The 25,072-nt window shown below is 62.5% G+C and carries 21 protein-coding genes; 14 read left to right on the forward strand and 7 right to left on the reverse strand.

The genetic code is table 11. From position 1 onward, the window contains the following. Nucleotides 1–288: 288 nt before the first annotated feature. A complete protein-coding gene (locus FVF58_RS48370) occupies nt 289–1,560 on the reverse strand; it encodes an SGNH/GDSL hydrolase family protein (protein ID WP_149676586.1) in 1,272 nt (423 codons plus the stop codon). Nucleotides 1,561–1,643: 83 nt separating this feature from the next. After that, nucleotides 1,644–3,266 (reverse strand): NAD(P)/FAD-dependent oxidoreductase, encoded by a 1,623-nt coding sequence (locus tag FVF58_RS48375; protein WP_149676587.1) that lies wholly within the window; start codon nt 3,264–3,266, stop codon nt 1,644–1,646. A 217-nt stretch (nt 3,267–3,483) separates the two neighbouring features. On the opposite strand from FVF58_RS48375, the gene paaA reads away from it, so the two are divergent. From paaA to FVF58_RS48415, 8 genes are all read left to right on the forward strand, one after another. After that, nucleotides 3,484–4,482, forward strand: coding sequence for a 1,2-phenylacetyl-CoA epoxidase subunit PaaA (paaA, locus tag FVF58_RS48380; protein WP_149676588.1), 999 nt, complete (start codon nt 3,484–3,486; stop codon nt 4,480–4,482). A gap of 94 nt (nt 4,483–4,576) precedes the next feature. Continuing rightward, on the forward strand, nt 4,577–4,861 hold the full coding sequence (paaB, locus tag FVF58_RS48385; protein WP_007179854.1) for a 1,2-phenylacetyl-CoA epoxidase subunit PaaB: 285 nt from the start codon (nt 4,577–4,579) through the stop codon (nt 4,859–4,861). A gap of 8 nt (nt 4,862–4,869) precedes the next feature. After that, entirely contained in the window at nt 4,870–5,673 is an 804-nt protein-coding gene (gene paaC / locus FVF58_RS48390) for a 1,2-phenylacetyl-CoA epoxidase subunit PaaC (RefSeq protein WP_149676589.1), read from the forward strand. Between the two features lie 7 nt (nt 5,674–5,680). Then, nucleotides 5,681–6,223 carry a 1,2-phenylacetyl-CoA epoxidase subunit PaaD gene (paaD, locus tag FVF58_RS48395; RefSeq protein WP_149676590.1) on the forward strand — a complete coding sequence of 181 codons (543 nt, stop codon included), beginning with the start codon at nt 5,681–5,683 and terminating at the stop codon, nt 6,221–6,223. A gap of 1 nt (nt 6,224) precedes the next feature. Further along, the gene (gene paaE, locus FVF58_RS48400) at nt 6,225–7,313 is read left to right on the forward strand and encodes a 1,2-phenylacetyl-CoA epoxidase subunit PaaE (RefSeq protein WP_149676591.1); all 1,089 of its coding nucleotides are present in this window, start codon (nt 6,225–6,227) and stop codon (nt 7,311–7,313) included. Nucleotides 7,314–7,459: 146 nt separating this feature from the next. Beyond that, nucleotides 7,460–8,272 carry a DUF1835 domain-containing protein gene (locus tag FVF58_RS48405; protein ID WP_149676592.1) on the forward strand — a complete coding sequence of 271 codons (813 nt, stop codon included), beginning with the start codon at nt 7,460–7,462 and terminating at the stop codon, nt 8,270–8,272. Between the two features lie 21 nt (nt 8,273–8,293). Further along, entirely contained in the window at nt 8,294–8,920 is a 627-nt protein-coding gene (locus FVF58_RS48410; protein ID WP_149676593.1) for a TetR/AcrR family transcriptional regulator, read from the forward strand. 224 nt (nt 8,921–9,144) lie between these two features. Further along, on the forward strand, nt 9,145–9,813 hold the full coding sequence (locus tag FVF58_RS48415) for a GNAT family N-acetyltransferase (RefSeq protein ID WP_149676594.1): 669 nt from the start codon (nt 9,145–9,147) through the stop codon (nt 9,811–9,813). A 79-nt stretch (nt 9,814–9,892) separates the two neighbouring features. On the opposite strand, the gene FVF58_RS48420 is transcribed toward FVF58_RS48415, so the two are convergent. After that, nucleotides 9,893–10,393, reverse strand: coding sequence for an Lrp/AsnC family transcriptional regulator (locus FVF58_RS48420; protein ID WP_149676595.1), 501 nt, complete (start codon nt 10,391–10,393; stop codon nt 9,893–9,895). A 168-nt stretch (nt 10,394–10,561) separates the two neighbouring features. Here FVF58_RS48420 and hppD point away from each other — a divergent pair, with 168 nt between their 5' ends. Beyond that, on the forward strand, nt 10,562–11,659 hold the full coding sequence (gene hppD, locus FVF58_RS48425; RefSeq protein ID WP_149676596.1) for a 4-hydroxyphenylpyruvate dioxygenase: 1,098 nt from the start codon (nt 10,562–10,564) through the stop codon (nt 11,657–11,659). Nucleotides 11,660–11,811: 152 nt separating this feature from the next. Here hppD and FVF58_RS48430 read toward each other — a convergent pair whose 3' ends face one another. After that, on the reverse strand, nt 11,812–12,012 hold the full coding sequence (locus tag FVF58_RS48430; RefSeq protein ID WP_149676597.1) for a hypothetical protein: 201 nt from the start codon (nt 12,010–12,012) through the stop codon (nt 11,812–11,814). 360 nt (nt 12,013–12,372) lie between these two features. On the opposite strand from FVF58_RS48430, the gene FVF58_RS48435 reads away from it, so the two are divergent. After that, a complete protein-coding gene (locus FVF58_RS48435; protein ID WP_149676598.1) occupies nt 12,373–15,972 on the forward strand; it encodes an indolepyruvate ferredoxin oxidoreductase family protein in 3,600 nt (1,199 codons plus the stop codon). A 155-nt stretch (nt 15,973–16,127) separates the two neighbouring features. Here FVF58_RS48435 and FVF58_RS48440 read toward each other — a convergent pair whose 3' ends face one another. Continuing rightward, a complete protein-coding gene (locus tag FVF58_RS48440; protein WP_149676599.1) occupies nt 16,128–18,410 on the reverse strand; it encodes an NADP-dependent malic enzyme in 2,283 nt (760 codons plus the stop codon). Between the two features lie 345 nt (nt 18,411–18,755). Next, nucleotides 18,756–19,988, reverse strand: coding sequence for an MFS transporter (locus FVF58_RS48445; RefSeq protein WP_149676600.1), 1,233 nt, complete (start codon nt 19,986–19,988; stop codon nt 18,756–18,758). A 374-nt stretch (nt 19,989–20,362) separates the two neighbouring features. Between FVF58_RS48445 and FVF58_RS48450 the strand changes: the two genes are divergently transcribed. Next, entirely contained in the window at nt 20,363–21,049 is a 687-nt protein-coding gene (locus FVF58_RS48450; protein ID WP_007179868.1) for an orotate phosphoribosyltransferase, read from the forward strand. Between the two features lie 115 nt (nt 21,050–21,164). Here the strand turns inward: FVF58_RS48450 and FVF58_RS48455 are convergent, their stop codons facing one another. Further along, nucleotides 21,165–21,854, reverse strand: a complete 690-nt coding sequence (locus FVF58_RS48455; protein ID WP_149676601.1) for a response regulator — start codon at nt 21,852–21,854, stop codon at nt 21,165–21,167. 265 nt (nt 21,855–22,119) lie between these two features. On the opposite strand from FVF58_RS48455, the gene FVF58_RS48460 reads away from it, so the two are divergent. From FVF58_RS48460 to argC, 3 genes are all read left to right on the forward strand, one after another. After that, nucleotides 22,120–22,722: a YbhB/YbcL family Raf kinase inhibitor-like protein gene (locus FVF58_RS48460; RefSeq protein ID WP_149676602.1), complete on the forward strand. Its 603-nt coding sequence runs from the start codon at nt 22,120–22,122 to the stop codon at nt 22,720–22,722. Between the two features lie 203 nt (nt 22,723–22,925). Continuing rightward, complete coding sequence (locus FVF58_RS48465; RefSeq protein WP_149676603.1) at nt 22,926–23,498, forward strand: flavodoxin family protein; 573 nt, start codon at nt 22,926–22,928, stop codon at nt 23,496–23,498. Between the two features lie 200 nt (nt 23,499–23,698). Next, nucleotides 23,699–24,646 carry an N-acetyl-gamma-glutamyl-phosphate reductase gene (gene argC / locus FVF58_RS48470; RefSeq protein WP_149676604.1) on the forward strand — a complete coding sequence of 316 codons (948 nt, stop codon included), beginning with the start codon at nt 23,699–23,701 and terminating at the stop codon, nt 24,644–24,646. Nucleotides 24,647–25,072: the final 426 nt, after the last annotated feature.

Raw genomic sequence — 25,072 nt, forward strand, 5'->3', positions numbered from 1 at the left:
CCACACTTATCGGCTGTTAGTTTTTAAAGATCGATCCGCTTCACGTTCGCGGCGCCCGTTTCACCTACCCGGCACCGCTTCCGTTCTGCGTCGCTGCATCAGCAGCAGAGAAACGAGATTATGAAGGCTCTTTTTCGTTTCGTCAACAACATTTTTGCGCTTTCGCTTAAAAACTTGCTGACGCCACAGCCGCTGGTTTCTACCGCGGCCCTCGTTCGCAAACGAGAGGCCGAATGATAGGTGAGCCTCGCCTTTGTGACAAGCTTTTGACGAAATCTTTTTGGCAACTCACTTACGGGTCGAGTTCACAACGGCGTCCACTGGAACCGCCGCAGCCATTGCGGCATAGCCGGCATCGCTGGGATGGATATGGTCGCCGCTGTCGAAAGCGCGTTGCAGGCGGTCCGGCTGGGTCCGGTCCCGCAGCGCGGCGTCGAAATCCACTACGCCGTCGAAAGCGTGACTGGTGCGGATCCACTGGTTGACGACGAGCCGGATGCTCTCCCGCTCCGGCGGCAATGACGCCGGCGTCAACGTTGCGACAAACACCTTCACGCCAGCGTGCCGCGCGGCGGCGATCACCCGCTGGTAGCCGGCGATCAGATCAGCGGCAGTGATCGAGGTATGCGGGAAGTCGCAATCGAGACCGCTATGAGCCGGCATCGCCGCGAAGTTGATGTCGTTGATGCCGATCAACAGGATCGCCGTCTTGACGCCGGGGCGCCGGAGAACGTCGCGGTCGAAGCGGCTCGCGAGCGCATCGCCGTAGCATGGGGAGTCGCTCAACAGTCGATTGCCGCTGATGCCGAGATTGACGATCGCGGTCGAACGATCGCCTGCGCCGGCTAACCGCCGAGCCAGCGCGTCCGGCCAGCGACGATTCTGGTTCAAGCTGGAACGCATGCCATCGGTGATCGAATCGCCGATCGCCGCAACCGCCGCCGTTGAAGAGGCCGCCTCCACCGATAACCCGGTCACCCAAACATACTGTGTAAACCGGCCGCGAAAAGCTTGCGCGGAGGCGTCGGCTGCATGATTGCCTGGCGTGGAAACGTAGTTGACCTGGTTCGACACGCGGTGCCACGCGGCAATCCGCTGTTCCGGTCCCATAAAAGCGCTGATTGCGTACGGCGCGCCTTCTGCGACATCCATAGCAACCGGGTCGCTGTCCAACTCCGCGCCGGCCGGAATACTGACGGCGCTCTTGCCACCAAAAGTCACGCGCGCCGCGCCGTCACCGGCCGCAGCCGCGCCGCCCGTCGAACGCGCGATACGCAAGTCTTCAATGACAAGCGGCATCTTGCCGTATTCGTTGCTCAGGTGAACGCGGACAGATTTTCCGGACAGCGTCGGATAAACGATCTGCCGGACGGTGCGCCCGGCCACTTCCGGCGCACGGTACAACGGCGGCAAGTCGGACCGCTGCGGGATGGGTTGCAACGCCGTCGCCCATGCGGCGACCCAATGCGCTGGGGCGTCGGCAGCGAAAACCGCTGGGGCAATAGAAAATTGGACAAGCAGCGCCGCGCCACATGCGGCAGCCAGGGAGCGAATGGTCATTCGGGTGAAGGGTTCGAGGCCAAACGCGCATTGTGCCCGATCACAACGGCAACAGTCGGCGGCCGCGACCGCCGCTGCCCAAATCAGGCCGCCTGCGCGCCAGTCATCTTCAACGCAAGCGCTTCAGCGACCTCGATCCCGTCGATGGCCGCCGAATAGATCCCGCCGGCATACCCTGCACCCTCGCCCGCCGGATACAAACCCTCGACGTTCATGCTCTGAAAGTCATCCCGGCGACGCACACGAACCGGCGACGACGTTCGCGTTTCCACTCCGGTGAGCACCGCGTCATGCATCGCGAAACCCGCGATTTTTTTGTCCATCTGCGGCAGCGCTTCACGAATTGCCTCGATCACGTAGTCGGGCAGCGCGGTGCTGAGGTCGGTCGGATGCACGCCGGGCTTGTAGGACGGCACGACCGAACCCAACGACGTAGACGGGCGGCCGGCGATAAAGTCACCAACCAGTTGGCCTGGCGCCATATAGTTGCCGCCGCCCAGTTCGAACGCCCGCTCTTCCCATTGACGCTGGAAAGCGATACCGGCGAGCGGACCGCCCGGATAGTCGTCCGGTGTAATGCCGACCACAATCCCCGCATTGGCATTGCGCTCCGCCCGCGAATACTGGCTCATACCATTGGTAACTACGCGCCCGGGCTCCGAAGTCGCCGCCACTACGGTGCCGCCCGGACACATGCAGAAGCTATAAACCGCGCGTCCGTTGCTGCAGTGATGCACCACCTTATAGTCGGCGGCGCCCAGCTGTTTATGGCCGGCAAATTTGCCGAAACGGCTGCGATCGATCAAACCCTGCGGATGCTCGATCCGAAAACCGAGCGAAAACGGCTTCGCCTCAATATAGACGCCGCGGTCATGCAGCATCTGGAAGGTATCGCGCGCGCTGTGGCCGACCGCCAGCACGACATGATCGCAGCGCAACGTCTCGCCGGTCGACAGCTTCAGACCGCGCACCTTACCCCCGTCGATGTCGATATCGTCGACGCGTGTCTCGAACCGCACCTCGCCGCCCAGCTCGTGAATGGTCGCGCGCATCTTTTCGACCATGCTGACTAGACGGAACGTGCCGATATGCGGGCGGCTCAGATACAGAATGTCCTCCGGCGCGCCAGCACGGACGAATTCGTCGAGCACCTTGCGGCCGTAGTGCTTCGGGTCCTTGATCTGGCTGTATAGCTTGCCGTCCGAGAACGTGCCGGCGCCGCCCTCGCCGAACTGCACGTTCGACTCCGGATTGAGCACCGACTTGCGCCACAGCCCGAAAGTGTCTTTGGTGCGCTCGCGCACGGCCTTGCCGCGTTCAAGGATGATCGGCCGGAAGCCCATCTGCGCGAGGATCAATCCGGCGAACAGCCCGCACGGCCCCATGCCGATCACGACCGGCCGAGGCGTGGCCGATTGCGCGGGCGCCTTGGCGACGAACCGGTACGTCATGTCAGGCGTCACGCCGCAGTGCGGCACGTCGGCGAGCCGCTTGGACGCCGTGCCTTCATCCGTTACCTCGACATCCACGATGTAAGTGAGCTTGATGTCGGCGCGTTTGCGCGCGTCGTGCGCGCGGCGAAACACGGTGTATCGGATGAGCCCGTCCCCGGCCACACCAAGTTCCGCGAGGCGCGCGCGGACGGCGGCTTCGAGGGCGCTTTCGGGATGATCGAGCGGGAGTTTGATTTCGCTTAGACGTAACATGAGTACCGGGGGATGCAGGTGGGCCGCAAATCGCGGCCAATTCGCAATTTTATAGGTTAAGCGTCAGCAAGGGGCGGCGACGCTGACGAATCGCCGTCGCGACGACCTCGAACCAGCCCCTATCGGCGCGATCGATCATCGTCAAAAAATTTATTAACCGACCGGTCGGTTGGTTTATACTACGCAAACCCAGACAACTTCCGCAGAGAGCGTCCCCATGTACACGCAATCCCTGGATATTCCCGGCAATGTCGCCCCGCTCGATGCGGACGCAAGTTCGCCCGCACAGGCACAGTTCGACGCGGTCATGGCCGCCGACGGCAAGATCGAGGCTCAAGACTGGATGCCTGACGCGTACCGCAAGACGCTGGTGCGGCAAATTTCGCAACACGCGCATTCGGAAATCGTCGGCATGCTGCCGGAGGGCAACTGGATCACGCGCGCACCGAGCCTGAAACGCAAAGCAATCCTGCTCGCCAAAGTCCAGGACGAAGCCGGTCACGGCCTCTATCTGTATAGCGCGGCCGAAACGCTCGGCGTGTCGCGCGACCAGTTGATCGCCGCGCTGCATTCGGGCAAGGCCAAATATTCGAGCATCTTCAATTATCCGACGCCCACGTGGGCCGACGTCGGCGTGATCGGCTGGCTGGTCGACGGCGCGGCGATCATGAACCAGATCCCGCTGTGCCGTTGCACCTACGGCCCGTACGCCCGCGCGATGATCCGCATCTGCAAGGAAGAGTCGTTTCACCAGCGCCAGGGTTTCGACGCGCTGATGTCGATGATGTCCGGCACCGAAGCGCAGCGTGAACTGGTCCAGCAAGCGGTGAATCGCTGGTGGTGGCCGGTGCTGATGATGTTCGGCCCGAGCGACAAGGATTCGATCCATAGCAATCAGTCGTCGAAATGGGGCATCAAGCGCATTTCCAACGACGATCTGCGTCAGAAATTCGTCGACGCCACGGTCGACCAGGCCAAGGTGCTCGGCGTCACGCTGCCCGACCCGGACCTGAAATGGAATGAAGCGCGCGGCCATCATGACTACGGCGACATCGACTGGGAAGAATTCTGGCGTGTCGTGAACGGCGACGGCCCTTGCAATCGCGAACGCCTCGCCACCCGCGTCAAAGCCCATGACGACGGCACCTGGGTACGCGAAGCCGCCCTCGCCCACGCCGAAAAGCAGCGCGAGCGCGCACAACAGCACGCCGCCTGACGGACAAGGCGCGTCAGGAAAAAACAGCAACCATCTTTCATGGGACCGGAGTAAGCGCTGAAGCGCTAACTCCGGTCGACACAGGAGATCAGCAATGAACAAGGAATGGCCGATTTGGGAAGTCTTCGTGCGCAGCAAGCAGGGACTCGACCATAAACACTGCGGCAGTCTACACGCCGCCGACGCGCCGATGGCGCTGCGCATGGCGCGCGACGTCTACACGCGCCGCCAGGAAGGCGTGAGCATCTGGGTGGTGCCGTCGTCGGCAATCACGGCGTCCGCGCCGGAAGACAAGGCAGAACTGTTCGAACCGGCCGGTGACAAGATCTACCGCCACCCGACGTTCTACACGCTCCCCGACGAAGTCAACCACATGTAAGCGCGGCCATGGACATCACGCCCCAACATCTCCAATACGTGCTGCGCCTCGCGGATACCGCGCTGATCCTCGGTCAGCGTAATACCGAGTGGTGCGGCCACGGCCCGATCCTCGAAGAGGACATCGCACTGTCGAACATGAGCCTCGATCTGATAGGCCAGGCGCGCCTGCTGTATACGCACGCCGCGTCGCTCGAACAGCAGCTCACCGGCAGGAGCCGTACAGAAGACGACTACGCGTACTTTCGCGCCGAACGCGAGTTCGCTAACTACACGCTGGCCGAATTGCCGCATTACGGCCCGCTGTGCGGCACCGCGCAAGCCGAAAAGGATTACGCGGTCACGATCGTGCGCAATTTTCTGTATTCGACGTTGATGGCGCATCTCTGGACCGCGCTGACGACATCCACGGACGAGCAACTGGCGGCCATCGCGTCGAAGTCGATCAAGGAAACCAGCTATCACGTGCATCACGCGAGCGAGTGGCTGATCCGTTTCGGCGACGGCACGGAGGAATCGCACCGCCGCGCACAAGACGCGCTGAACTACCTGCTGCCATACACGCGCGAGTTTTTCAGCACGGACAGCGTGGAAGAGACGATCGCCGCGGCCGGCATCGGACCACGTACGTCCGATCTGGAGGCAGCATGGCTCGACGACGTGCGCGCCACGCTCGACGAAGCCACGCTGACGCTGCCCGAAGCGGTCAAGCACATCACGACCGGCAAACACGGCGAACATTCCGAGCACATGGGCTTCGTGCTGGCTGAAATGCAGAGCGTCGCGCGCCAGCATCCCGGCGCCACCTGGTAATCCGACGATGACGACTTCGACTGCCACACACAAGGCCGACGCTGCGCTCGAACGCGCTTGGACTGTACTCGAAACGGTGCCCGACCCGGAGATCCCCGTGGTGTCGATCCGTGAGCTCGGCATCCTGCGCGACGTGCGTCGCACCGCCGACGGCACGCTCGAGGTCGTGATCACGCCGACCTATTCCGGTTGTCCCGCGATGTCGCAGATTGCCGAGGATGTCGCGCACGCGCTCGACGTGGCGGAACTCAAGCCGTATCGGATCGCCACGGTGCTCGCGCCGGCGTGGACCACGGACTGGATGACCGCCGACGCCCGCGAGAAGCTGCGTGCCTACGGCATCGCGCCGCCCACGGGCAATTGCGGTTCGGCCGCGCCGTCGCAGGAAAAAGTGCTGCGCTTCATGCCGCGGGCACTGCCGGCGCCGTCCTGTCCTCGTTGCGGCTCCGCGCGTACCGAGCGTGTCGCGCAATTCGGCTCGACCGCCTGCAAGGCCTTGTACCGCTGTCTCGACTGCCACGAACCCTTCGACTACTTCAAACCATACTGATATGGCTACCCCGCAATTTCACCCGCTGCGTATCCGCGAAGTGCGGCCCGAAACCGCCGACGCGGTCTCGGTCGCCTTTGAAGTCCCGGTCGAGCTGCGCGACCAGTATCGCTTCACGCAAGGCCAGTTCGTCACGCTGAAGACGCACATCGACGGCGAGGAAACGCGCCGTTCATATTCGATCTGCGTCGGCGTCACGGACTACGATCGCGACGGCGAACTGCGCATCGGCATCAAGCGCGTGCGCGGCGGGCGCTTCTCGAACTTCGCGTTCGACACGCTGCAGCCCGGTCACACGATCGACGTGATGACGCCGGACGGCCGCTTTTTCACCCATTTAAACGCCGAGCAGGGTCAGCAGTACCTTGCGTTTTCGGGCGGCTCGGGCATTACGCCCGTGCTGGCGATCATCAAGACGACGCTCGAAGTCGAGCCGCGCAGCACCTTCACGCTCATATACGGCAACCGTAGTGTCGATCAGATCATGTTCGCGGAAGAGCTCGAAGATCTGAAGAACCGCTTCATGAACCGCTTCGTGCTCTATCACGTGCTGTCCGACGATCTGCAGGACGTGGAGCTCTTCAACGGTGTGCTCGACCAGCAAAAGTGCGCGGCCTTCATCGACAACCTGTTGCCCGCCGACGCGATCGACGAAGCCTTCATCTGCGGCCCCGGTCCGATGATGGACGCCGCCGAAGCGGCGTTGAAAGCTGCCGGCGTGCCGCCCGAAAAGGTGCACGTGGAGCGCTTCGGCTCGCCGTTGCCGCAAGCGGGCGTGCCGCCGGTCGAAATCACCGAGGATACGCCGGCCGCCGACCTCGAAATCGTACTCGACGGAAAACGGCGCAAGCTGCGTCTGCCGTATCAGGGCGTGAGCGTGCTCGACGTCGGCCTGCGAGCCGGCCTCGCGCTGCCGTACGCGTGCAAGGGCGGTGTTTGCTGCACGTGCCGCGCGAAGGTGCTCGAAGGCGAAGTGAAGATGGAAAAGAACTACACGCTCGAAGAACACGAAATCCGCGACGGTTTCGTGTTGACGTGCCAATGCCATCCGGTCAGCGACCGCGTGGTGGTGAGCTACGACGAACGCTGAGCCGCCCGCGCCAGCTGGCTTGGCGTCACACCGGCAACGCTTTCGGCAGCATCGCGATCCGCTTACACTAGGGGCCGCTCGCGATCGGACTTCGGTTCCGGTCGCCGAGCGGCCCCTTTTGTCATTGCCACTGCAAGCCACAGCCAATGAGCACGATTCACCTTACTAACGGCGATGTCGCCGCCGAGTCATTGCGCGCCGCGCTCCACGCAGCGGGCCGCGACGATCGCGTGCATGCGCTGCGCGACGATCTGGCAGTCGGGCCGTTACGCGGCATCGACGACGCGCCGGACGTGCGCGCGGACTTCTGGGATCGTGTCGCTACGGATACCCGGCGGAATTTCCTGCGGGAATTCCGCGACCAGGCGGCGGCGCTCGACAATATCGCACGCGGCGAATCGAATCTGGTGGTCTGGCACGGGGAAAGCGCAGCAGATCAATTGATGCTGCGCCGGGTGTGCTATCACCTGCGCAACAGCCCGCAGCGCCTGAACGAGGTCCGCCTGTCGATTCGCGACCTCACTGATCCGGGCGCATGGGCGCACAGCCGCCGGGATCGCGCGACGTCGGTCGGCATGTTCGCGCCTGCGGTGTTGCAGACGCATTTGCCGGAAGCCGCGCCAATTTCCGTGCTGCGCATCAGCCGGCTCGCGCTCGAATGGCAGGAAGTCAAACAGGCGAACGGCGAGACCCGGCGCTGGCGCGACAACACTTTCACGAGCGGCAGTTTTGCCGAGCTGGACGCGCAGCTTCTCGAACACGCGACCGAACACTGGCAACCCGCAGCGCGCGTGGCCGCGAAGTTGATGACAGCCGAACTGGGGTTTCTGGTCAGCGACATCGTCGTGCTATGGCGCCTGCGCGAAATGGCCGCGAGCCGGCGCATCAGATTACGCGGTGACGTCAGCGCATGGCGCACGCTGGAACTGTGCGCGGCGCTTGCCCCCTGCCCAAACTAATAACACTGCAAAACAACGACTATGGCCCGTACCCGAGCCCCCGACCACGAAACTCAACGCGAGCAGATTCTCGAGCTGGCGGCGGCGAAATTCGCCCAGACCAGCTATCCCAGCACCTCGATGGCCGATCTGGCCGCCGCCAGCGGCACGTCGAAGGCGCGCCTGTACCACTACTACGCGAGCAAGGAAGCGATCCTGTTCGACTTGCTGGACCGCTACACGAAGCGGCTGATGCTGATCATCGCCGAGGTGGAGGGCGCGAGTCAGCGGCGCGGCCTCAGCGAGCGGGAGACCTTCGCCGAGCTGATCCGGGCCTTTCTGTCCGAGTATGAAACGTCGCATAGCCGGCACGTCGCGCTGTTGAACGACGTGAAATATCTGGTCGACACCCAGCGGGAGGTGATCCTCAACCGCCAGCGCGATGTCGTCGCGGCTTTCGCGCGACAGCTGTCGCGCGCATATCCGGAGCGCGCGACCCGCGAAAATCAGACCGCCCTCACCATGATGGTGTTCGGCATGATCAACTGGACGTTCACCTGGCTCAAGCCGGACGGCCGGATGGGTTACCGCGAGTTCGCCGAACAGGTGGTCGACATGGTGGAACATGGGTTGAGCGTGGTGCGCTCAAATGACGCAGAGCAACAATAGAAGGACCCATGCCGCATTCGCGTTTAGCGACAGATAGCGTCACGTCGAGAACGCTCGTTCAATTTTCTTTATCTTTAAAAATCAATTAATTAAAAACAGGGCGCGAGTGTTTTAGGTATTCTCTTCAAATTTTGATACGGGTTTTCCCTAGTGATCGACTGCGGTTTCCGCTAAAATCGCTTTTGCGGTGCAACACGCCGCTCGATTAAAAGGAGAACCCGACCATGAAACTGATGCACCTACACGCCGCCCAACCGATCGTCCCGCACGATGGCTTGTCGCAGCCAACTGGTCGCGCACCCGCTCTGGTCCGTGAACTCACCGCTGTCGACCGTGAACGGTTGCTGACCCACTTCCTCGCGCTCGACGAAGACGACCGCCTGTTGCGCTTCGGCCAGATCGTGCCGAACCGCGTCATCGAAAACTACGTCCGGGCGATCGACTTCACGCGCGACACCGTCTTCGGCGTGTTCAACAGCAAACTGGAACTCACCGGCGTCGGTCACCTTGCCTATCTGCCTGCTGAAGGCGACAAGCGCACGGCCGAATTCGGCGTGTCGGTGCTGGAAAGCGTTCGCGGCCAGGGTATCGGCTCGAAGCTCTTCGAGCGCGCCGCGATCCGCAGCCGCAACACGCACGTCACGATGCTTTACATGCACTGCCTGTCGCGCAACTCGACGATGATGCACATTGCGAAGAAGGCCGGCATGAAGATCGAATACGCGTATGGCGAAGCCGACGCTTACCTGACGCTGCCGCCGGCGGACCAATCGAGCATCATTGCCGAGATGCTCCAGGAGCAGGCCGCCGTATTCGACTACGCGCTCAAACGCCAGGCGCGGCAGGCGTCGAAGCTGTTCGAGTCGTTCATGCCGACGGCCGCGGCAGCCTGAAAAAACGCTACGGGGAAATGATGAAGGGCAGCCGTGAGGCTGCCTTTTTCTTTGTTCCCTACTTGCCCCTTGCCGGTATTCACGAGATTGGCAACGCGGTCGTCTCCTTGATCTTTTCCAGCGAGAAACTGGTTTTCACGTCGATCACCGACGGATGGTGCAGCAAGTGATCCTGCATGAAGCGCGAAAAGTGAGCCATGTCCTCCACCTGGACCCGCAGCAGGTAGTCCATCTCGCCGGTCATCGCGTGGCACGCGACCACCTCCGGCCAGGTCTGCACCGCCGCGCGAAACAGATCGGCGTGCGTGGCTTCGCCCGAACGCGGGCTGAGCGCCCAACCGCCCCCCTTCTCCAGCCGCACATTGACATAGGCGAGCAGGTCTAGTCCGAGGCGCTGCGCGTCGAGCAGCGCGACATAGCCGCGAATCACGCCGCTCTCTTCCAGCCGACGAATCCGCCGTAGGCACGGACTCGGCGACAGACTGACGCGCTCGGCGATCTCCTGATTGGAGAGCCGCCCATTCTCCTGAAGGATTGCCAGAATGCGCCTGTCGATCGCGTCGATCTCTGCGTTCGCCATCTTCTGCCGTCCGTAGTGAAATTTGAGCTAGAAAATAGCGCAAGCGTAGCGGTGCACGATTAAGTTCGCAAGTTTTCGTCCCAGCCCGGACTTTAAACTTTGCGTCACCAGGCCGCGCTTAATCGCCATCCCGCTCGCGCTTTCGCCGGCGCACAACAGGAGACACACATGCAGGTTTCAACTTGGGAAAACCCGGTCGGCACCGACGGCTTCGAATTCATCGAATACACCGCACCGGACCCGAAAGCGCTCGGCAAGCTGTTCGAACAGATGGGCTTCACCGCCGTCGCGCGGCATCGTCATAAAAACGTGACGCTGTATCGCCAGGGGGAGATCAACTTCATCGTCAACGGGGAACAGGATTCCTTCGCGCAACGCTTCGCGCGTTTGCACGGTCCGTCGATCTGCGCGATCGCGTTCCGCGTCCAGGACGCGGCCAAGGCCTACAAGCAGGCGTTGGAAAAAGGCGCGTGGGGCTTCGACAACAAGACCGGCCCGATGGAACTGAACATCCCGGCGATCAAGGGCATCGGCGATTCGCTGATCTATTTCGTCGACCGCTGGCGCGGCAAGAACGGTGCCGAACCGCACAGCATCGGCAACATCGACATTTACGATGTCGACTTCGAACCCATCGCGGGCGCGAACCCCAATCCGGTCGGCCACGGCCTGACTTACATCGACCACCTGACGCACAACGTGCATCGCGGCCGCATGCGGGAATGGGCGGAGTTCTATGAGCGCCTGTTCAACTTCCGCGAAGTGCGTTACTTCGACATCGAGGGCAAGGTGACGGGCGTGAAGTCGAAGGCAATGACCTCGCCGTGCGGAAAGATCCGCATTCCGATCAACGAAGAAGGCTCGGAGACCGCCGGCCAGATTCAGGAATATCTGGACGCGTATCACGGCGAAGGGATTCAGCACATCGCGCTCGGCACTCAGGACATCTATCGCACGGTGGACGGTTTGCGCACGGCGAACATTTCGCTGCTCGACACGATCGACACTTACTACGAACTGGTCGACCGCCGCGTGCCGAACCATGGTGAGCCGCTGGAGGAACTGCGCAAGCGCAAGATTCTGATCGACGGCGCGCCGGACGACCTGTTGCTGCAGATCTTCACCGAAAACCAGATCGGTCCGATCTTCTTCGAGATCATTCAGCGCAAGGGCAACCAGGGCTTCGGCGAGGGCAACTTCAAGGCGCTGTTCGAATCGATTGAACTGGATCAGATTCGCCGCGGTGTAGTGCAGGACAAAGTCTGACGAAAAGCGGCTGCCGGTTTCGCCGAAACTGAGCGCATGAAACCAAAATGAAAAGGGCGAGGATCGCAAGATCCCCGCCCTCCTCACTGGCGCCGTTGCCTTGAGTAGAACCAACGGCCGGTTATCAACCGACGCACCGCCTCAGCGGCACATCACGAATTCTGGCTTTCCTCGTCCGCCTGGGTGGCACGCGAGACACGCTCCATGGCGATGCGTGCGGGCGCGACCTGCGCTGTCCGGATGACGGCGTTCGAGAGCGCCCCTGCACTGCCCGGGTTCGAGCGCATAGGCGCGCTCATGGCGAAAAATGCGGCAGAGACCATCAGGAAGGTCTGGATGTTTCTGGTGTTCATGCGTACTCCTTTTCTAACTGCCCTGTTGTCATGAAGCTCCGCCGAATGCGGAGCGTTGCGTAGACATTGCTCACAGGTGCCGGGTTAGACAGGGATTTGCTCTACGGTTCCGCGAATTTTTAGCTTTTACAGCTTGTTACAGGCCCCCTTGCCAAGCGACCCGAGCCGCATGGCAAGGGGCGTCGATTGGCGCACAAAACCGCGGCAGCGCAACCTTATTGAACGCACTGCGGCGGGTTTCCACCAGTGCTACCATCACTTAAAACACGTCAATATGACGGCCCCGGCCTCACGCATTCACAAGATGCTACGGCCCAAAAAAGTTTTGGCGATCCCAAACTGAGTGGAGGAGTACACATAATGAATGCCCCGCTAGACGCAGGTCAGCGAGCCTCGCTTGAAGCCGCGTTGTCTTCCGTCACGCTCGACGACAAATACACGCTCGAACGCGGCCGCGCGTACATGAGCGGCATCCAGGCGCTGGTGCGTCTGCCGATGCTGCAACAGGAACGCGACCAGGCCGCCGGGCTCAATACCGCCGGCTTCATCTCCGGCTACCGTGGATCGCCACTCGGCGGACTCGACCAATCTCTGTGGAAGGCGAAGAAGCATCTCGCCGCGCATCAGGTCGTGTTCCAGCCCGGCGTCAACGAAGACCTCGCGGCTACCGCCGTCTGGGGTTCGCAACAGGTCAATCTGTACCCCAGCGCCAAATACGACGGCGTGTTCTCGATGTGGTACGGCAAGGGCCCTGGCGTCGACCGTTCCGGTGACGTCTTCAAGCACGGCAACTCGGCCGGCTCGTCGCCGCAGGGCGGCGTTCTCGTGCTCGCCGGCGATGACCACGCGGCCAAATCCTCGACGCTCGCCCATCAGTCGGAGCACATCTTCAAGGCGTGCGGCCTGCCGGTGCTGTTCCCGTCGAACGTGCAGGAATATCTCGACTTCGGTTTGCACGGCTGGGCGATGAGCCGCTATTCCGGCCTATGGGTGGCAATGAAGTGCGTGACCGATGTGGTCGAGTCGTCTGCTTCGGTGGACATCGATCCGCATCGCACGAAGATCATCCTGCCGGAAGACTTCGCGATGCCCGAAGGCGGCCTGAATATCCGCTGGCCCGATCCGCCGCTGGTGCAGGAAGCGCGTCTGCTCGACTACAAGTGGTACGCCGCGCTTGCCTACGTGCGCGCCAACAAACTCGACCGCGTCGAAATCGATTCGCCGCATGCGCGCTTCGGCATCATGACCGGCGGCAAGGCCTATCTCGACGTACGCCAGGCCTTGACCGACCTCGGTCTCGACGACGAAACCTGTGCGCGCATCGGCATCCGGCTCTACAAGGTCGGCTGCGTCTGGCCGCTCGAAGCACAAGGCGCGCACAGCTTCGCGAAGGGTCTCGACGAAATCCTCGTGGTCGAGGAAAAGCGCCAGATTCTCGAATACGCCATCAAGGAAGAGTTGTACAACTGGCCCGACGCGCAGCGTCCGCGCGTGTTCGGCAAGTTCGACGAGAAGGACGGCGCAGGCGGCGAATGGTCGGTGCCAATGGGCAACTGGCTGCTGCCGGCGCACTACGAACTCTCGCCGGCGATCATCGCCAAGGCGATCGCGACGCGGCTCGACAAGTTCGATCTCCCGTCGGACGTGCGCGCCCGCATCGCGATGCGCATCGCCGTGATCGAAGCAAAGGAAAAGGCGCTCGCGCGCCCGCGCGTGGAAGCTGAGCGCAAGCCGTGGTTCTGCTCGGGCTGCCCGCACAACACGTCGACCAATGTGCCGGAAGGCTCGCGCGCGATGGCCGGCATCGGCTGCCATTACATGACGGTGTGGATGGACCGCAGCACCAGCACCTTCAGCCAGATGGGCGGCGAAGGCGTCGCGTGGATCGGCCAGGCGCCGTTCACCAACGACAAGCACGTGTTCGCCAATCTCGGCGACGGCACGTACTTCCATTCGGGGCTGCTGGCGATTCGCGCGGCGATCGCCTCGAAGGCGAACATCACCTACAAGCTGCTTTACAACGACGCGGTCGCGATGACCGGCGGCCAACCGGTCGACGGCGTGCTGACCGTGCCGCAGATCACGCATCAGCTAGCTGCCGAAGGTGCGTCGAAAATCGTGATCGTCACCGACGAACCGGAAAAGTACTCGACCAACGTCGGCCTCGCGCCGGGCATCGACATTCACCATCGCGACAAGCTCGACGAGGTGCAGCGCCAACTGCGCGAGATATCCGGCACCACGATCCTGATCTACGACCAGACCTGCGCGACCGAGAAGCGCCGTCGCAGGAAACGCGGCACGTATCCGGACCCGGCGCGGCGCATCGTCATCAACGAGGCCGTGTGCGAAGGCTGCGGCGATTGCTCGGTGAAGTCGAACTGCCTGTCGGTCGAGCCGCTCGACACCGAGTACGGCACCAAACGCCAGATCAATCAGTCGACCTGCAACAAGGATTATTCGTGCGTGAACGGCTTCTGTCCGAGCTTCGTCTCTGTTGAAGGCGGTCAGTTGCGCAAGCCGAAGGCGGCCTCGGGCGTCGCCGGCGACGCGATGCCGCCGGTGCCGGAACCGGAGCTGCCGTCGATCGACCGTCCGTACGGCGTGCTGGTCACGGGCGTCGGCGGCACGGGCGTCGTGACGATCGGCGCGCTGCTCGGCATGGCCGCGCATCTGGAGAACAAGGGCGTCACGGTGCTCGACGTCACGGGCCTCGCGCAAAAAGGCGGCGCCGTGATGAGCCACGTGCAGATCGCGGCGCAACCGGCCGACATCCACGCGACCCGCATCGCGATGGGCGAAGCGAGCCTCGTGATCGGCTGCGATGCGATCGTCACCGCCAGCGACGAATGCGTGTCGCGGATGCAGGCGGGCCGCACGCGGGTGGTGCTGAACAGTGCGCATACACCGACTGCCGAGCTCATCAAGAATCCGAACTGGCGCTTTCCGGGCAGCAGCACGGAAGCCGACGTGCGCGCCGGCGCGGGCGACGAGAACGTCGATACGGTCGACGCGAATCAATTCGCGGTCGCGCTGCTCGGCGACGCGATCTACACGAATCCGTTCGTGCTCGGTTACGCATGGCAGCGCGGCTGGGTGCCGTTGACGTATCAGTCGCTGATGCGCGCGATCGAGTTGAACGACGTGCAGATCGAGAAGAACCGCGCGGCGTTCGAATGGGGCCGCCGCGCCGCACACGATCCGGCCGCGGTGCGCAAGCTCGCGCAGGCGCCGGCACGCGCCGCCGCAGCGGATTCGGCGAGCAGCAAGATCATCGCGCTGCACACGCCGAAGGCGCTCGACACGCTGATCGACAAACGTGCCGACTACCTCGCCGCGTGGCAAAACCGCGCGTATGCGGAGCGTTACCGCGGGCTGGTGTCGCAAGTACGTGCAGCGGAATCGGCGCTCGATTCAATCGACGGCCAGTTGCCGTTGACCGAAGCGGTCGCGAAGAACTTGCACAAGCTGATGGCATACAAGGACGAGTACGAAGTCGCCCGGCTGTATAGCGACCCGGCGTTCATCGAAAAGCTGAAGGGAAGTTTCGAAGGGGACTGGAAGCTGCACATCCACCTCGCGCCGCCGACGTTCTCGAAAAAGGACGCTCAGGGCCATCTGGTGAAAAAGAAGTACGGCCCCTGGGTTTTCAGCGCCATGCATGTGCTCGCCAGATTCAAGTTCCTGCGGGGCACGGCGTTCGACGTCTTTGGCAAGACGGAGGAGCGTCGCACGGAACGCGCGTTGATCGTCGAGTATGAAGCGCTGGTGCGTGAACTGATCGGCGGGCTGAGCGCGCAAAACCGTGAACTGGCGCTAGAACTGGCAAATCTGCCGGACGGCATCCGTGGTTATGGGCACGTGAAGGAAAACAACCTGAAGGGCGTGCGGATCAAGTGGAACGAGTTGCTGACGCGCTGGCGTTCGCCAGAGGCGGGCAAGACGCAACACGCGGCGTAAAAAGCGCTGTGAAACGGCAAAGCGGCTGTCCTCACGGACAGCCGCTTTTTTTCCAGCTATAAGAAAACGCCACGGAATCACTTCCGTGGCGTTCTCTCGTTGGCTCGACGGCGCACGCGTTGAGGCAGCGCCGCGTCAACCTCAAGCCATCCGCATTACTTCGCGTTCGCGTGCTTGCGTGCGTTTGCCGACGCCACCGCCGTCATATTGATGATCCGGCGCACGGTCGCAGCCGGCGTCAGGATGTGCACCGGCTTTTCCGCACCCAGCAGGAACGGACCGACCGTCACGCCTTCGCCGCCGACCATCTTCAGCAGGTTGTACGCGATGTTCGCCGCTTCGACATTCGGCATGATCAGCAGGTTCGCTTCGCCGGACAGCGTCGTGCCCGGGAACGCAGCTTTGCGGACCAATTCCGACAATGCCGCGTCGCCGTGCATTTCACCGTCGATCTCGAGCGTCGGCGCACGTTGGGTAATCAGCTTGCGAGCCGCGGCCATCCGTTGCGACGACGACGACGGCGCGCTGCCGAAGTTCGAACTCGACAGCAACGCGACCTTCGGCGTGATACCGAACTTCTCGATCTCACGCGCAGCCAGCATCGTCATGTCGGACAGTTGTTCGGCGGTCGGTGTTTCGTTCACGTAGGTGTCGCAGATGAACAGATTGCGGCCCGGCAGCATCAGCAGGTTCATCGCGGCGAAGTTCTCCACGTTGTCCGCCTTGCCCAACACCTGCTCGATGAAGTCCAGATGCATGTGGTACTGGCCGATCATCCCGCAGATCATGCCGTCCGCGTCGCCGAGATGCACGAGGATCGCGCCGATCAGCGTATTGAACTTGCGCATCGCGGCCTTCGCGACGTCCGGCGTGACGCCCTGGCGCGCGCCGAGTTCGTGGTATGCCTGCCAGCTCTTCTGATAGCGCGGATCGTCTTCCGGATTGACGATCTCGACGTCCTCGCCGCACTTGAGCTTCGAGCCCATCTTCTTCAGACGCATCTCGATCACCGACGGACGGCCGACCAGAATCGGCTTGGCGATCTTTTCCAGCAGCACGAATTGCGCGGCGCGCAGCACGCGCTCGTCTTCACCTTCGGCGAACACAATGCGCGCCGGTTCCGACTTCGCGGCGGCGAACACCGGACGCATCACCATGCCGGTGCGATACACCGTGGTGCCGAGTTCTTCGCGGTACGCGTCCATGTCTTTGATCGGACGGGTCGCGACGCCCGAGTCCATCGCCGCCTGCGCGACGGCCGGCGCGATCTTGATGATCAGGCGTGGATCGAACGGCTTCGGAATCAGGTATTCCGGACCGAATTCCAGCGAGTGGCCTTCGTAGGCTTTCGCGACTTCATCGCCCTGATCGGTTTCTTCGGCCAGTTCGGCGATCGCGCGCACGCACGCGAGCTTCATTTCTTCGGTGATCGTGGTCGCGCCGACATCCAGCGCGCCGCGGAAGATGAACGGGAAGCAGAGCACGTTGTTAACCTGGTTCGGATAGTCCGAACGGCCGGTCGCGATGATGCAGTCCGGGCGAACCTTGCGCGCTTCTTCCGGGCGAATTTCCGGCTCCGGATTCGCCAGCGCGAGAATCAGCGGCTGGGTGCCCATTTCGGCGACCATTTCCGGCTTCAGCACGCCGGCGCTCGAGCAGCCGAGGAACACATCGGCGCCGCGAATCGCGTCAGCGAGCGTGCGCGCTTCGGTGTTCGCCGCGTAGCGTTCCTTCGACGGATCGAGGTTGCCGCGGCCTTCGTAGATCACGCCCTTGGAATCGGTGACGAGAATGTTCTGCTTCGACAGACCCAGGTTCACCAGCAGATCCAGACACGCGATGGCAGCCGCGCCCGCGCCCGAACACACCAGCTTCACTTCGTCGAGCTTCTTGCTGACCACTTTCAGGCCGTTCAGGATCGCCGCCGACGCGATGATCGCAGTGCCGTGCTGATCGTCGTGGAAGACGGGAATCTTCATGCGCTCGCGCAGCTTCTTCTCGATGTAGAAGCACTCGGGCGCCTTGATGTCTTCGAGATTGATGCCGCCCAGCGTGGGCTCGAGCATCGCGATGGCTTCGACCAGCTTGTCCGGATCGGATTCGGAAAGTTCGATGTCGAACACGTCGATGCCCGCGAACTTCTTGAACAAACAACCCTTGCCTTCCATCACCGGCTTCGCCGCGAGCGGGCCGATGTTGCCGAGGCCCAGCACGGCCGTGCCGTTCGTGATCACGCCGACCAGGTTGCCGCGCGACGTGTACTTCTGCGCGTCGAGCGGTTCGTCGTAGATCGCCATACAGGCTGCGGCGACACCCGGCGAATACGCGAGCGACAGATCGAGCTGATTCGATAGCGGCTTGGTGGGCGTCACCGAAATCTTGCCGGGCTTCGGATTCTGGTGGTATGCGAGAGCGCTTTGCTTAAGTTGTTCGTCCATTTTTTGGCCTGCGAGACGTAAGTAATTGGGCCCGGCACGCCGCACAGCTAGCGTCGCCTGCCTCGGTCGATTGATGCGCCGGCCGAGGCGGCTTTGCGCATACACCGAATGGGGCGCGGCGTTGAACCGCGACGACAAGCAGGACGATGCGAGGACAATGCGGAGTGCTTCGCGGGCCGATTAGTGTACACCCCACATGCGTCGATGCACTGAGTGGTTAACAGGACTCGCCATCAGCGAAACAGGAGCCCGAGGAGTCCGCGCTGTTGCATTGCGGCATCGTGCCGCAGTTGTGTCTGCCGTTGTATCGTTTGTCACACCCAAGTCACGCGCAAGCGAGGTGCCTCATTCGAGCTCAGCGCCGCGGCGTTCAGGAATCAGAAAAAGTGTCGCGAGGATGTCGAGCAGGTAGATCGACGCGAGCAACGCGAGCGCGGCGCCGAACGAATAGCGCGCGGCCAACGCGCCCACCGCCACTGGCCCGAAACCGCCGACCGCCCGGCCGACATTGAACAGCACGTTCTGCGCGGTGGCGCGCGCATCGGTGGGATAAAGTTCGGAGATCAGTGCCCCGTACCCGCCGATCATCCCGTTGACGAACACGCCCATTGCCGCGCCGCCGATCAGCAGCGCCGTCGGCGTGCTCAGATGTGCGTAGACGAATACCATCACCACCGCGCCGGCCTGGTAGAACAGAAAAGCCGGCTTGCGGCCGAAGCGGTCGGCGGCGATGCCGAACAGCCAGATGCCGCACGCCATGCCGAGAATCGTCGCCGCGGTCCACAGGCCGGATTTGGTCAGCGAATAGCCGAAGGTCTTCGACAGATAGCTCGGCAGCCAGATCATCAGGCCGTAATAGCCGAAGTTCTGCACCGAGCAGAGAATCGCCACGCCGATGCTCGCGCGCGTGGTGCGACCGTCAGCCACCAGCAATTTGAACGGCAGCTTGCGCATACCGCGCGCCACACGTTCGTTGAACAGCGCTGGCTCCTCGACCCGGCGCCGCACGAAAAACGACACGACCGCGGGCAGCAGTCCGAGCGCGAACATGCCGCGCCAGCCGATCACCGGCAACAACAGCGGCGTCAGCAACGCGGCGGCCAGCACGCCGAGCTGCCAGCCGAGCCCGACATACGACGACGCGCGCGCCCGCTGCGACGCCGGCCACGCCTCAGCCACCAGCGTCATGCCGATGCCGAATTCGCCGCCCAGTCCAATGCCGGCGATGGTCCGATAGATCAGCAGGTCCGTGTAGCCTTGCGCGAGCGCGCACAGCCCGGTGAAGACGGCGAAGATCAGGATCGTCCAGGTCAGCATCCGCACGCGCCCGAAATAGTCACTCAGCACGCCGAAAATCACGCCGCCCGCGACCGCGCCGATCAGCGTCCACGTGACCAGCGAGCCGGCTTGCGTCGAACTCAGATGCAGGTCGGCGGCGATGACCGGCAGCATGAAACCGAGAATCAGCAGATCGAAACCGTCCATCGCGTAACCGAGCACCGACGCGAGCAACGCGCGGCCCGCGTAGCCATTTTTGGCGGATGCACGGGTGTCGGTGGCGGGAGAAGCGGCAGTCATTGAAGGCATTCCGTAGTTGAGTTGGGCGGCCGCGCGTGGCGGCGCCCGAGAAATTCGCGTGAGTGTAAAGGCGCCCCTGGCTGCTAACAAGCCAGCCAGAAGTGCGTCACGATTCCTGCCCGAACTCCGCATCGGCGCGGCCCGCGAAACGGGCGCAGCGGGCCCGGTAGGCCCGCCATTCGCGATCGCCGCGCACGTCAGCCTCGTCTGAAGGGTCGGTTTCGGGTAAAATGTCGGCCTACGCGCGCAGCAAAAACCGGCCTGCACTCCACTGACCGGCAGCGTATTCCGCCCAACATGGCGCGGCATACCCCGTTTGCTGCGCCACCGGGCCCCGCGCCCGCTTCTCCCCGCTCACACCCAAGGATCCGCCCATGACAGGCTTCGATCGCCAGACGATCTCCGACACGACCGCCAAAATGCTGCTTGAAGTGCAAGCAGTGCACTTCAATGCGGAGAAACCGTACATTTTCACGTCCGGCTGGGCGAGCCCGGTTTATATCGACTGCCGCAAGCTGATCTCGTATCCGCGCGTGCGCCGCGGCCTGATGGAAATGGCCGAGACCACCATCCTGCGCGATGTCGGCTATGAGCAGATCGACGCCGTCGCCGGCGGCGAAACCGCCGGCATTCCGTTCGCGGCATGGCTGTCCGACCGCCTGATGGTGCCGATGCAATACGTGCGCAAGAAGCCGAAGGGTTTCGGCCGTAACGCGCAGATCGAAGGCCTGCTGACCGAAGGTCAGCGCGTGCTGCTGGTCGAGGACCTGACCACGGACAGCCGCAGCAAGATCAACTTCATCAACGCGCTGCGCACGGCCGGCGCGACGGTGAACCACTGCTTCGTGCTGTTCCACTACAACATCTTCAAGGAAAGCGTGTCGGTGCTGAAAGACATCGACGTCGATCTGCACGCGCTGGCCACGTGGTGGGACGTCTTGCGCGTCGCCAAGGAAAACAAGTACTTCGACACCAAGACGCTCGACGAAGTGGAAAAATTCCTGCACGCACCGGCTGAATGGTCGGCGGCGCATGGCGGCGCAACCTCGACGCCGCAGTAAGCGCAGCCGTTTTTAGCGAATTTGAATTGAAAAAGCCGCCTGTCTTCACGACAGGCGGCTTTTTTTCCGCCCGGGCATTTGCCCGGCATTTGCCCACTACGCGCGCGACGCGACGTCAAGCCACGTCGCCCGCATCATCCGGCGCACGCGACGACAGATTCAGCAAACCATTGCTCTGCGCGTACTGGAATAACTCGGAATCGCGATCGATGCCCAGCTTGCGCATGGCTGTGTTCTTCTGCGTGCTGATGGTCTTGATGCTGCGGTTCAGTTGCTCCGAGATTTCCTTGATCGTCATACCCGACACGAACAGACGCACGACCTCGAGTTCGCGCCTGGACAACATCACTTCGTCGCCCTTGCCGCCGGAATTCATGCGCAGAGCATCAAGCGCCGCCTTGACCGACGGACTCATGTACTCGAGCTTGCGACTCACGTGCTGCACGGCGAGCCCGATATGGCTCAGATCGTCCGACTTATTGACGACCGAGGTCACGCCAAGCTCGCGCAGCCGCTTGAGCAACGCAGCGTTCTCCAGCATGGTGAGTACGACTATGGGAAGGTCGGGGAAATTGCGGCGCAAATAGCCAATCAGTTGCAGGCCGTCGCCGTATTGGCCGCCGGGCATCGCCAGATCCGTGACGAGCACGTCGCAAGCGCCGGTTTGCAGCATCTTGACCAGTTCAGTGGACTGCCGCGCTCGTCCGACGATCTGCAGACCGGGAAATTTGAGCAGTGCGTGTTCCGCGCCGAACAGGATGACCGGATGGTCGTCGGCGACCCCGACCCTGAGTGGATCTTGCATCGCTCTCCTCTCGATTGATGAGCCACTCTCCACAACTTCTACCATGTCTTTCTATGCGGGATATTGAAACGAATGGGAAGCGCGGGCCGGGGTCGCGCGGACGATTCCTCTGACTATAGCCGATTTCCCATCCGCAAATCCTCGGGCATCGCAACAATGATGCATCGCATAGCTAATGTTAGACTTGGTCCAACCTTGGGGCTCAATTAAGGACAATAACCATCGCGAGGACAAACGCCTCGCGCCCTGACAGGAGAACCGGCACATGCGCTCGCGTTGCCTGGTCGTTTCGCTTGCTTTACTGTCGTGCCGTAAGCCGTTGTTCACCTGCGCAATGCTCACTCTTGCGCTATTTACAGCGCATAGTCCGCGCGCGTTGGCAGAAGGCACGTTCACGCTGACCAGCGCCAGTTTCCATCCGGGCGGCACCGTGGATAACGCGCAGGTTTTCAATCAGGACGACTGCAAAGGCGGCAATCGCTCGCCGCAATTGACGTGGCGCGACGCGCCGGCCGGCACGCGCAGCTTCGCCATCACCATGTTCGATCAGGATGCGCCCGGACGCGGCTGGTGGCATTGGGCGGTCGCCGGCATTCCGGCGAAGGTCGACAGCTTGCCGGACAACGCGAGCGCCTCCGGCTTCCTCACGAAACTCGGCGCGGTGCAGGCGCGCAACGACTTCGATACCGACGGCTACGGCGGCCCTTGTCCGCCGCCGGGCAAACCACATCGCTACATCATCACCGTGTATGCGCTCGGCACCGCCGACCTGCGCCTCGCGCAAGGACGTCCGGCGCTGATGTTCGATCACGAGATCGGCACCGCTACGCTCGGCAGTGCAAAGATGGTGGTTAATTACGGGCGGTAGCTTCGGCTGTCGAGCCGACTGAAGCACACACATCGGCGTGGCGTGCGGCTTGCACGGCCTTGCGGTTCGCGCGGAATTTCTGTCATCCGCGCACGCTAATGTGCGGCGCAGCGCTGTGCGCAATGCGAGTCGGTGCGGCGCCGCTGCCCATGCGCACCATTGCCGAGCCTAATCCATTCTGATTCACGTCCGCAGAGGGTGTCATGTCGAAGATCGTCATCGTTTATCACAGCGGCTACGGCCACACGAAGAAAGTCGCCGAAGCCGTGGTCGCCGGCATCCTCGAAGCCGGCGCCGAGGCGCGGCTCATGCCGGTCAGCGACATCGACGACGCGAGCTGGGCCGAGCTGGCCGCGGCCGACGCGATCGTCTTCGGTGCCCCGACTTACATGGGCGGCCCATCGGCCGACTTCAAGAAATTCGCCGACGCGAGTTCGAAGCCGTGGTTCGGCCAGGTGTGGAAAGACAAGATCGCGGCCGGCTTCACCAACTCGGCGACCATGAACGGCGACAAGTTCTCGACCATCCAGTACTTCGTCACGCTGGCCATGCAGCACAGCATGATCTGGGCGGGCACCGGCATGATGCCGTCGAATACCAAGGCAGCGACCCGCAACGATCTGAACTACGTGGGCGGCTTCACGGGGCTGCTTACGCAGTCGCCGGCCGACGCGTCGCCGGAAGAAGCGCCGCCTGAGGGCGATCTGGAAACGGCGCGGATGTTCGGCGCGCGCGTCGCGGGCGTCACGGCGCGGTGGATTGCGGGTCGGGGGTAGCGCGCGAGTTTGTGGCTGCGCTCTGTCGCGAACCAGCCTGCATTAGCTTGCATCTCCCGTGCATCAGGTCACGCCGGTGTCACTTTCAGCGCGCATCGTCGTTTTTTCATCCCGTTTTGCACGCCGCCGGCCATGACGTCTTAAAATAGCGTTCCGGCGCGGCGTCGCGCCCCCGTCTTTTGCAAGCGAGTGAGATCCAGATGAGCACGAAAGTTTTTGTCGACGGACAGGAAGGCACGACCGGCCTGAAGATTTTTGAATACCTGTCGCAACGCGCCGACGTGGAGATCCTGCGCATCGAGGAAGCGAAGCGCAAAGACCTCGAAGAGCGCCGCCGTCTCATCAATGCGTCGGACGTCACGTTCCTGTGCCTGCCGGATGTCGCTTCGCGCGAATCCGCTTCGCTGGTCGACAACGATCGCACCGTGCTGATCGACGCGAGCACCGCGTTCCGCACTTCCGCCGACTGGGCCTACGGTCTGCCCGAACTGGCGCGCTCGCAGCGTGAACGTCTGCGTACGGCCAAACGCATCGCCGTGCCGGGCTGCCACGCGTCGGCGTTCGTGCTCGCCATGCGTCCGCTCGTCGAAGCCGGCGTGGTGGCGCCTGACTTCGCCGCGCACGCTTATTCGATCACCGGCTACAGCGGCGGCGGCAAGAAGATGATTGCCGACTACGAAGCCGGCGGCAACGACAAGCTCAAGAGCCCACGTCCTTATGCGCTCGGCCTTACGCACAAGCATCTGCCCGAAATGGCCGCGCACACGGGTCTGACCTCGGCGCCGGTTTTCACGCCGATCGTCGGCGACTTCTACAAGGGGCTCGCGGTCACCACATTCTTCTCGCCGAAACAGCTGGCGAAGAAGGCGACGCCGCAAGACGTGCAGGCGCTGTTCGCCGAGTACTACGCGGGCGAAGCGTTCGTGCGCGTCGCGCCGTTCGATGCCGAAGCCAATCTGGACAGCGGCTTCTTCGACGTGCAGGCGAACAACGACACCAACCGCGTCGACCTGTTCGTGTTCGGCAACGAAGAGCGCTTCGTGACCGTCGCGCGTCTGGACAACCTGGGCAAGGGCGCGTCGGGCGCGGCGATCCAATGCATGAACCTCGCCATCGGCGCGGAAGAAGAAAGCGGCTTGAAGCGCTAAGCCGATTTAGAAAGCGACGGCAATTCGCCGTCGATCCACGGGAGAGCCGGTCTTCATAGACCGGCTTTTTTTGTTTTTAAATTCCGCCATTTAAGTTCTCCCGCCAATTAAATCAGTATTAGCCCGTGTCTATTAAAAAATCAGAATCGTGGCGCCAGTCGATTTCCGGTAATTAATTCCAGAAATCGAAATATTCAGGAAGAAAATCTGTCTGGCGATCCTGACCGCGGTCCTGTCAGCCAGTGCGTACGTACAGCTGACAACGTCGCCGTGCTCGGCTGGTTTCACGTGATGCCGGAATTCCGGGATCGGGATAGGGGCAGGCCTCGCGGCCCGACCCCTCCCACACCACCGTGCGTACGGGTCCGTACACGGCGGTTCGGATCGGTTGATCGGCTAGGGACGCAGTGATGGAAGACCGAGGGA

Origin of the sequence: Paraburkholderia panacisoli (assembly GCF_008369935.1) — a bacterium.
Classification (GTDB): Bacteria; Pseudomonadota; Gammaproteobacteria; order Burkholderiales; family Burkholderiaceae; genus Paraburkholderia; species Paraburkholderia panacisoli.